At 49.5% G+C, this 12,958-nt stretch carries 10 protein-coding genes; 9 read left to right on the top strand and 1 reads right to left on the bottom strand.

The genetic code is table 11. The annotated features are described in order from the left end of the window. Positions 1-398: 398 nt before the first annotated feature. From purS to purF, 4 genes are read left to right on the top strand one after another with little or no spacing between them, the layout of a single operon-like run. A complete protein-coding gene (gene purS, locus ACR1R9_RS23665) occupies positions 399-644 on the top strand; it encodes a phosphoribosylformylglycinamidine synthase subunit PurS (RefSeq protein ID WP_024633544.1) in 246 nt (81 codons plus the stop codon). Positions 645-648: 4 nt separating this feature from the next. Next, positions 649-1,338 carry a phosphoribosylformylglycinamidine synthase subunit PurQ gene (gene purQ / locus ACR1R9_RS23660; protein WP_024633543.1) on the top strand — a complete coding sequence of 230 codons (690 nt, stop codon included), beginning with the start codon at positions 649-651 and terminating at the stop codon, positions 1,336-1,338. Next, positions 1,316-3,559, top strand: coding sequence for a phosphoribosylformylglycinamidine synthase subunit PurL (gene purL, locus ACR1R9_RS23655; RefSeq protein WP_175380928.1), 2,244 nt, complete (start codon positions 1,316-1,318; stop codon positions 3,557-3,559). Before purQ ends, purL begins: the two co-directional genes overlap by 23 nt. Then, positions 3,544-5,022 carry an amidophosphoribosyltransferase gene (gene purF, locus ACR1R9_RS23650; RefSeq protein WP_076291584.1) on the top strand — a complete coding sequence of 493 codons (1,479 nt, stop codon included), beginning with the start codon at positions 3,544-3,546 and terminating at the stop codon, positions 5,020-5,022. Before purL ends, purF begins: the two co-directional genes overlap by 16 nt. A gap of 382 nt (positions 5,023-5,404) precedes the next feature. Here purF and ACR1R9_RS23645 read toward each other — a convergent pair whose 3' ends face one another. Continuing rightward, complete coding sequence (locus tag ACR1R9_RS23645; RefSeq protein ID WP_433922523.1) at positions 5,405-5,785, bottom strand: hypothetical protein; 381 nt, start codon at positions 5,783-5,785, stop codon at positions 5,405-5,407. Between ACR1R9_RS23645 and purM the strand changes: the two genes are divergently transcribed. The 5 genes from purM (at position 5,773) to ACR1R9_RS23620 (ending at position 12,778) form a co-directional block, all read left to right on the top strand. Beyond that, the gene (gene purM, locus ACR1R9_RS23640; protein ID WP_076291586.1) at positions 5,773-6,813 is read left to right on the top strand and encodes a phosphoribosylformylglycinamidine cyclo-ligase; all 1,041 of its coding nucleotides are present in this window, start codon (positions 5,773-5,775) and stop codon (positions 6,811-6,813) included. The two genes, ACR1R9_RS23645 and purM, sit on opposite strands and share 13 nt — an antisense overlap. Beyond that, positions 6,813-7,430, top strand: a complete 618-nt coding sequence (gene purN, locus ACR1R9_RS23635; RefSeq protein ID WP_433922524.1) for a phosphoribosylglycinamide formyltransferase — start codon at positions 6,813-6,815, stop codon at positions 7,428-7,430. The genes purM and purN overlap by 1 nt, the downstream gene beginning before the upstream one ends. A gap of 340 nt (positions 7,431-7,770) precedes the next feature. After that, positions 7,771-9,318 carry a bifunctional phosphoribosylaminoimidazolecarboxamide formyltransferase/IMP cyclohydrolase gene (purH, locus tag ACR1R9_RS23630; protein ID WP_076291588.1) on the top strand — a complete coding sequence of 516 codons (1,548 nt, stop codon included), beginning with the start codon at positions 7,771-7,773 and terminating at the stop codon, positions 9,316-9,318. 130 nt (positions 9,319-9,448) lie between these two features. Continuing rightward, entirely contained in the window at positions 9,449-10,714 is a 1,266-nt protein-coding gene (purD, locus tag ACR1R9_RS23625; RefSeq protein WP_433922525.1) for a phosphoribosylamine--glycine ligase, read from the top strand. 726 nt (positions 10,715-11,440) lie between these two features. Beyond that, positions 11,441-12,778 carry a hemolysin family protein gene (locus ACR1R9_RS23620; RefSeq protein ID WP_076291590.1) on the top strand — a complete coding sequence of 446 codons (1,338 nt, stop codon included), beginning with the start codon at positions 11,441-11,443 and terminating at the stop codon, positions 12,776-12,778. The last annotated feature ends 180 nt before the right edge of the window (positions 12,779-12,958 follow it).

Raw genomic sequence — 12,958 nt, 5'->3', positions numbered from 1 at the left:
CTGGGGGATGAGGCAATTAAGAGCGATGGCTTCCCACAGGTAGGGAAGCCTGAAAAGATTACGAGAATTAAATTCATTAATTACTAAAGTAACTTAAAAACCATTCACTGGTTTCACGTAATGGTCAGTCCCGACCATTACACACCGTGCAACGTAAAAGGTTTTGGCCTTTAAAAAACGTCGCATGGACTAGCGGAGGGGCGGAATTGTTCTTAAAGGAGCGATAGCGTTCGCCTTTGTCCCCGGGTTTTGACCGCAGAGCGGTTCAAAACAATCAAAAAAACCTGGGGACAACAGCGACCGGAAGAACAATCCGCCCCGGAGCAAGCTCCCAAGTCACTTTTTTTAACAGCGTAAAGCATTTATCCCGTTCATTACTGAGGAGGAACATAAGGATCATGATCAAAGCAACCGTCTATGTCACTATTAAGCAAAGCGTTCTCGACCCGCAAGGAGTAGCTGTTCAAGGTGCCCTGCACTCGATGGGATTCAATGAAGTGGAAAGTGTACGGATTGGTAAAGTCATGGAACTGACTCTGGATACAACAGACCGTGCGGAAGCGGAGAAACGATTGACAGTAATGTGTGAGAAGCTGCTGGCTAACACCGTTGTTGAAGATTACCGCTACGAATTGGAGGGTTAATCCCATGAAATTTGCAGTTCTTGTGTTTCCTGGCTCCAACTGCGACATTGACTGTTACAAAGCAGTAGAAGATGCGATTGGACAAGAGGTTGATTATGTATGGCACACGGCTACAGATCTATCGGCTTATGATTGTATTCTAGTTCCAGGTGGTTTCTCTTATGGAGACTATCTGCGCTGCGGAGCGATCTCCCGTTTTGCACCCGTAATGAACGAGGTAGCTAAGGCTGCTGAACAAGGTAAATATATTCTGGGCATTTGCAACGGATTCCAGATCTTGACTGAAGCAGGATTGCTTCCTGGTGCTTTGATCCGCAATATGTCGCTGAAATTCCGTTGTCACGATACGGTGTTGAAAGTAGCGAATGCAGATACTCCATTTACACGTGACTATGCACCTGGGGAAGAGATTGTTATTCCGATTGCTCACGGTGAAGGAAACTATTACTGTGACGAGGAAACGCTCGCGAGTTTGCAGGCTAATAACCAGATCGTCTTTACGTATGGCAGCAACCCGAACGGATCCCTGGGTGATATCGCGGGAATCTGTAATGAGGGTGGAAACGTGGTTGGTATGATGCCACATCCAGAGCGCGCGGTGGACTCACTGCTGGGTTCGGAAGACGGCAAACGTATGTTTACATCTATTTTGAAAGCATGGAGGGATCGGCATGACGCAGCAGCTATCCGCTAAGGAACCGACGGCAGAACAGGTCGCAGAACATAAACTTTACGCACAAATGGGCGTGTCTGACAGCGAGTATGAGCTGATCTGTGAGTTCATGGGGCGCAAGCCGAACTACACGGAAATTGGTGTTTTCAGTGTAATGTGGTCCGAGCACTGTGCTTATAAAAACTCCAAGCCATTGCTGCGTCGATTCCCTACAAGTGGACCACGTGTCCTGATGGGGCCGGGTGAAGGCGCCGGAATCGTGGATATCGGTGATAACCAGGCCGTTGTATTCAAAATTGAAAGCCATAACCATCCTTCCGCGGTTGAGCCTTACCAAGGTGCTGCAACAGGTGTGGGCGGAATTATCCGTGATATTTTCTCCATGGGCGCAAGACCGGTTGCATTGCTGAACTCCCTTCGTTTTGGCAAGCTGGAGAGCGATCGCGTTAAATATTTGTTCGAACATGTTGTAGCAGGTATTGCAGGATACGGGAACTGTATCGGTATTCCTACCGTTGCTGGTGAAGTGATGTTTGATGAGAGCTACGAAGGCAATCCGCTGGTTAACGCGATGTGTGTGGGACTGATTGATCATGACAAGATCCAGCGCGGTGTAGCTAAAGGTGTGGGGAACCCAGTGTATTATGTTGGGCCACCAACAGGCCGGGATGGTATTCATGGAGCAACCTTTGCATCGGTTGAACTGACGGAAGAATCCGAGTCCCAACGGACAGCGGTTCAGGTTGGTGATCCGTTTATGGAGAAACTGGTGATGGAATCCTGTCTGGAATTGATCGACACGGGAATCGTGCTGGGAATTCAAGATATGGGTGCCGCTGGTCTGACATGTTCGAGTGCAGAGATGGCGAGTAAAGCAGGTAATGGTCTGGAACTGTATCTGGATCAGGTGCCACAGCGTGAAGAAGGCATGACACCTTACGAGATGATGTTGTCCGAGTCCCAAGAACGGATGTTGTTCGTCGTTGAGCCGAAGGATGAGGCGCAGGCGATGGAAATCTTTGAACGTTGGGGCGTAATCTGTGCCAAAGTCGGTAAAGTAACGGATGATGGTCGTCTGAAATTGATTCACCACGGCGAAGTGGTTGGAGACATGCCGGTAACAGCACTGGTTGACGAGTGCCCTGTGTATGACAAACCTTCTTCTGTACCTGCCTACTACGAGCAAAGTGCTTCCATCGACACGCTTCGTTACGACGAAGTGTCGGATCTCGGCGGAGCTTTGAAACAAGTGTTGGCTTCACCAACAGTAGCAAGTAAAAAATGGGTTTATGATCAATATGACTACATGGTGCGTACAAGCACTGCCGTTCGTCCTGGTTCGGATGCAGCCGTAGTTACGATTCGTGGTACACGCAAAGGTCTCGCGATGACAACGGACTGTAATGGACGTTATGTTTACCTTGATCCTGAAGTAGGTGGACGGATTGCAGTCAGCGAAGCTGCCCGTAATATTGTATGTTCCGGTGCAGAGCCACTCGCGATTACGGACAACCTGAACTTCGGTAACCCGGAGAAGCCGGATATTTTCTGGCAAATGGAGAAAGCGGTAGACGGTATGGCGGAAGCTTGTCGTGTCCTGGATACGCCGGTCATCGGTGGTAACGTAAGTCTGTATAACGAAAACGCCAAAGGCTCCATCTATCCAACGCCAGTTGTCGGTATGGTAGGTCTCGTTCATGATACGGATCATATCACGACACAAGCATTCAAATCCGAAGGTGATGTTATCATCCTCCTCGGTGACACAAAAGCTGAACTGGGTGGCAGCGAGCTGCAATATGCGGTTCATGGTCAGACGGAAGGTCGTCCGCCAGAATTGAATTTGCAAACGGAAAAAGCGTTGCTCAGCACGGTGTTGGAAGCTATTCAATCCGGTCTCGTTCGCTCTGCACATGACTTGTCTGAAGGCGGCTTGGCTGTTGCCCTCGCAGAGTCTTGTATCAGCGGTAACGTAGGAGCACAGGTGAATGTGGAGACTGCATTACGTGCAGATCACGCCCTGTTCAGTGAGAGCCAATCCCGTATCTTGTTGTCGGCTACGCCAGAGCAAGCGGGTAAACTTGAAGCATTTGTACGTGAGCGCGGTGTACCTGTAGCTGTGATTGGACGTGTAGAAGGAAGTAACCTGACGATTGAATTGAACGGAACATCAGCCGTGAGCGAACCTGTAGGAGGTTTGGCTCAGGTCTGGGAGGATGCGATTCCATGTCTCATGAACTGACGACAGGACCGTTGTGGACAGGCGATTATTATAATGAAGGGTCCGGCAAGGAAGGACTCGACAAATTGAAGGAAGAATGCGGCGTGTTCGGGGTGTTCAGACACCCTGACGCAGCTTCGCTCTCCTATTATGGACTGCATGCGCTGCAACATCGGGGCGAAGAAAGTGCAGGCATGTGTGTGAGTGATGGCAGCCAGTTTAACTATCATCGCGGCATGGGTCTGGTGAAGGAAGTCTTCACTAAAGACCTGATGCAGACGTTGACCGGGGATATTTCGATTGGACATGTCCGTTATTCAACAAGTGGTGACAGTAAGCTGACGAACGCACAGCCATTAGTATTCAAATACCGTGATGGCGATTTGGCAGTAGCAACCAACGGAAACATTGTTAATGCACCAACTATTCGGCGTGAGCTGGAGCAGAGCGGATCTATTTTTCAAACGACTAGTGATACCGAAGTTATTGCCCATCTAATCGCGAGATCCTCCAAAGGATTGGTAGAAGCCGCGAAGGATGCGTTCCAGCGTATTGTGGGTGGATATGCATTTCTGATCATGACCAACGACAAATTGCTGGTTGCTTCTGATCCCCATGGTCTGCGTCCGCTCACAATGGGTAAATTGGGAGATGCGTATCTGTTCGCATCCGAGACATGTGCATTGGAGACGATTGGTGCAGAGTTGATTCGTGACATTGAACCGGGTGAACTGTTGGTGCTGGATGCGGATGGTCTTCACGAGGACCGCTTCGATCATCACAAACACCGCAAGGCACTGTGCGCGATGGAGTATATCTACTTTGCCCGTCCGGACAGTGACATGAATGGTGCAAACCAGCACGCTGCGCGTAAACGGATGGGCAGCCGGATGGCGATTGAGTCGTTTGTCGATGCAGATCTGGTAACAGGCGTACCGGACTCTAGTATTTCCGCGGCAATCGGCTACGCCGAGCAGACAGGGATTCCGTATGAGATGGGTATGATCAAAAACAAATACACCGGACGTACGTTTATCCAGCCAAGCCAGGAACTGCGGGAACAAGGCGTGAAGATGAAACTGAGTGCTGTGCGCCGTGTGGTAGAAGGCAAACGCGTGGTCATGATTGACGACTCCATCGTACGGGGAACCACTTCCCGCCGAATAGTGAACATGTTGCGTGATGCCGGAGCAACAGAGGTGCATGTACGCATTACATCACCACCGTTCAAAAACCCGTGCTTTTACGGCATCGATACGCCTGACAGTCGGGAGTTGATTGCATCTCAGCTGTCGGTGGAAGAAATTTGCCGTGAAATCAACGCGGACTCCTTGTCGTTCCTCAGCCCCGATGGGCTGATTACGTCGATTCAGGGAGATAATCAGGATGACTACAAAGGCGGGCTTTGCCTCGCATGTTTTGATAATGATTACCCAACCCGCCTCGACTTCGGCGGCGAAGAGAAATTCGGCTGTAGCTGTTAGCCCTCAAGCCCCGCCTTGCGGAGCAAAAGGGGCCCGGGCAGCCAAGCGAAGCAGCTGCCTCGGGGCGCAGCCCGGCCCTTAGCCCCGCCTTGCGGAGCAACAGGGGCTCAGGCAGCCAAGCGAAGCAGCTGCCCCCGGGCGCAGCCCGAGCCCTTAGCCCCGCCTTGCGGAGCAACAGGGGCTCAGGCAGCCAAGCGAAGCAGCTGCCCCCGGGCAAAGCCCTAGCCCATAAGCCCCGCCTTGCGGAGCAATAGGGGCCCGGGCAGCCAGGCGAAGCAGCTGCCCTCCGGGCGAAGCCCGAGCCCTTAAGCCCCGCCTTGCGGAGCAACAGGGGCACGGGCAGCGGTGCCAAGCAGCTGCCCTCCGGGCGAAGCCCGAGCCCTTAAGCCCCGTCTTGCGGAGCAACAGGGGCACGGGCAGCCAGGCGAAGCAGCTGCCCTCCGGGCATAGCCCGAGAGCCCTTAAGCCCCGCCTTGCGGAGCAACAGGGGCCTGGGCAGCGGTGCGAAGCAGCTGCCCCCGCGGGCTTGCCCCGCAGCGCAGCCGAGCGGGGTTCGCCGACCGGTGGCCTGCGGCCAACGGAATCGGCGAACAACCACGCGAGCACACGAACGAACCAACCATAGCAAGATCATACCAGCCACCCCTGCACCGCTAGTTTGGCGGGTGTCCAGAGGGCCTGCCAAGGTCCTTTGGGGTCCTCCCGGGCGGGAGGATTTAGGAGGGGCGAAAAATAAGGAGCTGATTCCACTTGTCCGAAGCATACAAAAACGCCGGCGTCGATATCGCGGCAGGCAACGAAGCGGTTGAACGGATGAAAAAACACGTGAAGCGTACCTTCCGTCCGGAAGTGATGACAGATCTGGGAGGCTTTGGCGCCCTGTTCGGTTTGAACAAAGATAAATATGATGAGCCGGTGCTTGTATCCGGTACAGACGGTGTAGGAACCAAGCTGAAAATCGCATTTGCCATGGACCGTCATGATACCATCGGAATCGACGCGGTAGCCATGTGTGTGAACGACATTGTGGTACAGGGCGCAGAGCCGCTGTTCTTCCTCGACTATCTGGCTTGTGACAAAGTCATCCCGGAGAAAATCGAAGCCATCGTTGCGGGAATCGCAGAAGGATGTCATCAGTCGGGCTGTGCTCTGATCGGTGGCGAAACGGCCGAAATGCCGGGTATGTACAGTGAAGGTGAATACGATATTGCCGGATTTACCGTAGGTATCGTGGACAAAGCGAAAATCATTAACGGTACAACGATTGCTCCTGGCGATACGGTCATCGGACTTGCATCCAGCGGTGTGCATAGTAACGGATTCTCCTTGGTACGCAAACTTTTGTTAGAACAAGCCGGATTGGACTTGCAGGATGAAGTCGCTGAACTGGGTGGAAAACTGGGTGACGCACTGCTGGAACCAACGAAAATCTATGTAAAACCACTCCTGTCCCTGCTTGAAAAGGTAAAAGTAAAAGGCATGGCCCACATTACTGGTGGTGGCTTCATCGAGAACATCCCGCGTATGCTGCCAAGCAGCGTGAATGTAGATATTGATTATGGTTCTTGGCCGATTCTTCCAATCTTCAGCCTGCTGCAAGAAAAAGGATCTGTCTCAAACCGCGACATGTTCACCACGTTTAATATGGGGATCGGACTTGTCCTGGTCGTGAACGAAGCAGATGCAGGTGAAGCATTGGAACAATTGAAAGCATCCGGTGAAGAAGCGTACATCATTGGACGTGTGACCGAAGGAGATGCGCGAGTAACCTTCACGGGAGCGGATGTTTAATGGCGAACTACCGTATTGCTGTATTTGCCTCTGGTGAAGGGTCGAACTTTCAGGCATTGGTTGATGCAGCACGGAACGGAGGACTGGAGGCATCGATAGATCTGCTGGTATGTGACAAACCGGCTGCACGTGTGGTGCAGCGGGCACAGGATGCAGGTGTGGAATGCCATCTGTTTACTCCCAAAAATTATGATTCCCGCGAAGCCTACGAGGCTGAGATCGTGGAAGTGCTTGAATCCAGAAACATTGACCTGGTTGTTCTTGCCGGATACATGAGATTGTTGACTTCAGTAGTCGTGGATCGCTATGCAGGACGACTGATTAACATTCATCCGTCCTTGTTGCCAGCGTTTGCAGGCAAAGATGCCATAGGGCAGGCACTGGAATATGGCGTTAAAATCACCGGTGTTACCGTCCACTTTGTGGATGGGGGCATGGATACAGGGCCGATTATTGCCCAGCATCCGGTTTCCATTTTGCCAGAGGACACGGCTGAATCCGTCAGTCGGTCCATCCATGCTGCCGAACAGCAGCTGTACCCTGAGGTTGTATCCTGGTTTGCTCAGGGAGGGGTTCAACTCGAAGGTCGACAAGTTACGGTACGGAAACCGGTTTGATATAAGTTGGAATCTTTTACACGTTAATGGAGAGGCCAGAAATAAGCTGTAGAAGCGAAGCGCTCGCCTAAAAGCTTTCTGAAAGAAAGCTGCATCGGAAGCATATGCTTCGCTTTTATCACCGGATTTTCCCTTTAAGAAAAGGGAATCAAAAAATCTGGGAATAGCAGCGATCGAAAGATTATTCTGGACTCGTAGTGTTTTAGTGTAAACTCATTCGTTCAACTTATATAACAGAAGTCGAAAATTGGTACGCATTTTGTGATATTTCTCGGGAAATAAATCGGTTGTGTTTCGCCATGAAACGCGAAGCCATGGGACATTAAAGGAGGAGCATATTGTGAGTATCAAAAGAGCGCTGGTCAGCGTATGGGATAAAACAGGCATCGTGGACTTTTGCCGCGAGCTGTCGCAAATGGGTGTGGAGATTATTTCGACAGGAGGTACAAGCAGTCTGTTGTCGAAGGAAGGCGTACCTGTAATCGGAATTTCGGATGTGACCGGATTCCCGGAGATTATGGACGGACGTGTTAAAACATTGCATCCGGCAGTGCATGGTGGTTTATTGGCTGTACGTGACAGCGAAGAGCACAAGCGCCAGATGGAAGAGAATGGACTGGATTATATCGACCTCGTTGTTGTAAACCTGTATCCGTTCCAGGACACCATCGCCAAACCGGACGTAACGTATGAGGACGCAATCGAGAACATCGATATTGGTGGTCCAACCATGCTTCGTTCTGCTGCCAAAAACCATGCTTATGTTAGTGTCGTTGTAGACACAGCAGATTATGGCAAGGTGCTTGAAGAGGTTCGCAGCAATGGGGACACCACACTCGAGACACGCAAACGGCTTGCGGCAAAAGTGTTCCGCCATACAGCGGCATACGATGCAGTTATTTCCGATTATCTCTCCAACCTGAACGGTGATCCACTGCCAGAGCGTCTGACGGTTACTTACGAAAAACTCCAGGATTTGCGCTACGGCGAAAATCCACATCAGCAGGCGGCATTCTATCGCAAACCGCTGGCAGCCCAAGATACGTTGACAACAGCCGAGCAATTGCATGGCAAAGAGTTGTCCTACAATAATATCAACGATGCGAACGCAGCATTGCAGATTGTGAAAGAATTTGAAGAACCGGCAGTTGTGGCGGTTAAACATATGAATCCTTGCGGCGTGGGTATTGGCGAAAGCATCTACGAAGCTTATGGAAAAGCTTATGCGGCTGATCCAACTTCTATCTTTGGTGGAATCGTGGCAGCCAACCGCATTATCGATAGCGATACAGCAGCTAAACTGAGTGAGATTTTCCTGGAAATCGTACTGGCTCCTGATTTTACACAAGAGGCACTCGACATCCTGACCAAAAAGAAAAATATTCGTTTGCTCAAAACGGGTGAACTGAACGCTGCCCGCAATCGGGAAAGTAACTTCGTAGTAACCTCCATCGACGGCGGCATGATCGTGCAACAAAGCGATGTGCATTCCATTGAAGCGAGCGAGCTCAAGGTAGTTACAGATCGTGCACCATCCGAAGAAGAACTGAAACAGCTGTTGTTTGGCTGGAAAGTGGTTAAGCACGTGAAATCCAATGCAATCGTGCTTGCAGCAAACGACATGACTGTAGGTGTAGGCGCAGGGCAAATGAACCGTGTGGGCGCAGCCAAGATTGCTATTGAACAAGCTGGAGAACTAGCCAAGGGAGCCATTCTGGCATCCGATGCGTTCTTCCCAATGGGCGATACACTGGAACTTGCAGCGAAAGCTGGAGTTACAGCCGTTATTCAACCAGGTGGTTCGATCAAGGACGAAGAGTCTATCAAAGTAGCGAATGAATATGGTATTGCCATGGTGTTCACAGGTGTTCGTCACTTCAAACACTAGAACGAAAAAGGTTTAATAAGGGGTGTCGCCTGTCATGCTTATGACTTATGGTACACCCCTTCTTTTTTAAGCTATTTCAATACGTAATAGTATAACAAAACCAGTTATGCACGGAGGGGGAACAACGCTAATGGATATTCTGGTAGTGGGCGGCGGTGGCCGGGAACACGCAATCATATGGGCACTAGCGAAAAGTCCGAAGGCAGGCAAGATTCATTGTGCTCCGGGAAATGCAGGCATTGCACAGCTTGCCGAGTGTCATCCGATTGCGGTAAATGATTTCGATAAACTGACGGCACTTGCCGTTGAGCTTAACGTGGGATTGGTTGTTATTGGGCCAGACGATCCGCTCGCAGATGGCATTGTAGACGCTTTTGATAAAACAGGCATTCCGGTATTTGGACCACGCCGCAATGCAGCAGAGATTGAAGGCAGCAAAACGTTTATGAAAGACTTACTGCACAAATACAATATTCCGACTGCAGCCTATGAGAAGTTCGACAATTACGAGCAAGCGCAGGCTTATCTGAATGAGCAGGCCATTCCTGTGGTAATCAAGGCCGATGGGCTGGCAGCTGGAAAAGGTGTTACCGTAGCCTATTCCCGTGATGAGGCTGACCAGGCACTCCGCAGCATTATGGTGGACAAAGTATTTGGTGAAGCAGGAGCCAAAGTCATTATCGAAGAATTCCTGGCAGGTCAGGAAATGTCGATTTTGGCGTTTGTCGATGGGGAGACCGTTCGTCCGATGGCTGCTGCACAGGATCACAAACCGGTATTCGACAATGATCAGGGGCCAAACACGGGCGGAATGGGTACATACTCGCCATTGCCACATATCCCGGCTTCGATTATTGAAGAAGCGGTAGAGACGATTATCAAACCAACAGCCAAAGCGATGGTATCCGAAGGGCGCCCGTTCCAAGGTGTATTGTTTGCCGGGCTGATGATTTCGCCAGATGGTAAACCCAAAACGATTGAGTTCAACGCTCGTTTCGGTGATCCTGAGACTCAGGTCGTATTGCCGCGTCTGAAGAGTGATCTATTCGACATTTTCTGGGCAACTGTGCACGGGAAATTGGCGGATATCGAGATTGAGTGGAGCGACGAAGCCGCTGTATGTGTGGTGCTTGCATCTGGAGGCTATCCTGGTCCGTATGCAAAAGGTGTAGTTATTGAAGGACTGGATCAAGTCGACGAAGCAGTGGTATTCCATGCTGGAACGGCACGTAATGATTCTGGAGAATGGGTCACCAATGGTGGACGGATTCTAGGCGTTGTGGGTCTTGGTTCTGATATTGCCGAAGCCAGAAACAAAGCCTACGCTCAAGCGGAACGTATTCATTTTGACGGTAAACATCAACGTTCTGATATTGCTGCCAAAGCGTTGGTATAACTAATTCTAATTCATTGTAACTTGATAAAGTGAAACCAAAGGGCCCGTAAAGATGTACACCGAAAAAGGTGTTTGCATCCTGCGGGCCCTTTTCAACGTATACATCATTATCGTTTCATTGCTGGACTTGTCATGGTCCGGATAAGGCAAAGAAGAATGGTTGTACTTAAAGGCCTGTAGTAGGTTTAATCGACTAAAGTAAAGGGTACCATTTCTATAAACTGTTCTATACTAATTATGTGAACCATATCACATAAAATAAAACTGTAGATCGAGAAAGACCACATACATAAAAGTTTATTTTGTGAACTCATTTTATAATCTATATTCCAAACCATAACGTGCAACTGGATGGTTTGGCGTAGAACATGTTATACTTTTCTGAAACAGGAATGAACAAGAGGGGAGGTGGATATCTATTGGGAAGGCGATATTGTAAACTGTCCAAATGGAGAATTTTGGTGGAGTAAATCGAGAAACAATGACAGCATGAGGGGGAACCCTGTTTTTAGTGAAGTAGTTTCTATAAGTGATTGACTTCATCCTGAATTCCTGTTTTGCAATTTTACAAGGTCAAAGTACAACCTATACACAATTTATCATTTATCGATTTCATATAAGGCATACGTCATATTGAACGTCAATCAGCTGTTGAATGGTTAACCAAGTTAACCGATGACGCTGTAACTATCTCTGGAGGTGAATCCCTGAGAATCGGGGAAATCATTGGACATAATCACCATATTAAATATTGTATTACTCATTATCTTGATTGCGTTGACCGCATTTTTCGTTGCATCTGAGTTCGCTGTGGTTAAGATTCGTACATCAAGAGTGGATCAACTGGTTGCCGAGGGGAATAAAAAAGCCATATTGGCCAAAAAAGTAGTCTCGGACCTCGATTATTATCTGTCAGCCTGCCAGCTCGGTATTACCGTAACTGCCCTTGGATTGGGGGCGCTCGGTAAGCCAACCGTTGAAAGGTTGTTATACCCGGTATTTAATTATCTGGACGTTTCAGCTTCCATATCGGCGGTTGCTTCCTATGCGATTGCCTTTATCCTAGTCACGTTCCTGCACGTGGTGGTTGGGGAGATGGCTCCCAAAACGATGGCGATTCAATTTTCGGAAAAATTGACGCTGTTGCTCTCGCCGCCGCTATATTGGTTCGGAAAAATTATGTATCCTTTCATTTGGGCGTTGAATGGTGCATCCCGGGTAATTCTTCGGACATTTGGCGTGAAGCCTGCCGGACATGAACAGGCCTACTCGGAGGATGAGATCAAAATCATCATGAACCAGAGTTATGAAGGAGACGAGAACAACAAGACCAAGCTTTCATATCTGGAAAACGTATTCGTGTTCGATGAGCGTGATGCCAAAGATATCATGGTTCCGAGGACAGAGCTTGTGACACTGAATCAGAATATGACTTATGACGATATCATTCCGATATTGGATGAGCATAATTATTCACGTTATCCCGTTATCGAGGATGGGGATAAGGACCGAATTGTTGGTGTAGTGAACGTGAAAAAGATTTTGCCTGACATGGTCGCCCTTAGGGAGCACCAACTTATCGATTTTGTTCGGGAAATTCCGTTCGTTTCTGAAGTTACAAGTATCCAGGATGCCATGATCAAGATGCAGCAGGAACGCGTGCACATGGCTGTGGTGGTGGATGAGTACGGAGGTACTTCGGGAATCATTACAATGGAGGATATTCTGGAAGAGCTTGTCGGCGAGATTCGGGATGAGTTCGATGCTGATGAAGTTGCTGACATTCAGATAACCGGAGAGAACCAATATCTCATTAACGGCCGGGTGCTGCTGGATGAGTTGGAGAGACAGTTTGGGCTTGTATTTGAAGGTAATGAAGAAATGGATACCGTGGCCGGATGGATTCAGTTCCAGAAGGGTGTCGGTGTGGAACAAGGCGATACGGTAGAACACGGTGATTATGTCTGGACCGTTGTGGACGCAGAAAATTTTCACATTAAGCAGGTTCTGCTTGAACGTGTAAACGGTGCTCAGGTCGAGGAATCTGCCAGTGACCTGGCGTGATGTTGGTTCGATCATGACTGTAATCTAGGGTATGACTGCCCATTTGGCTACTGCGCTCAGAATTTTAATGTTTTGGCAACGTAGCAGTGTAGGGGACGGGATCAATTCTGAAGAAGCGTAGCGTTCGCGTTTGCAAACCAATTTTATACCTTTGAAAACAACAATCAGGGAAATTTGGAG

The organism is Paenibacillus taichungensis (genome assembly GCF_050994985.1).
Lineage (GTDB): Bacteria > Bacillota > Bacilli > Paenibacillales > Paenibacillaceae > Paenibacillus > Paenibacillus taichungensis.
Note: the sequence above shows the minus strand (reverse complement) of the source record. Positions and strands in the feature narration are given on the sequence as shown.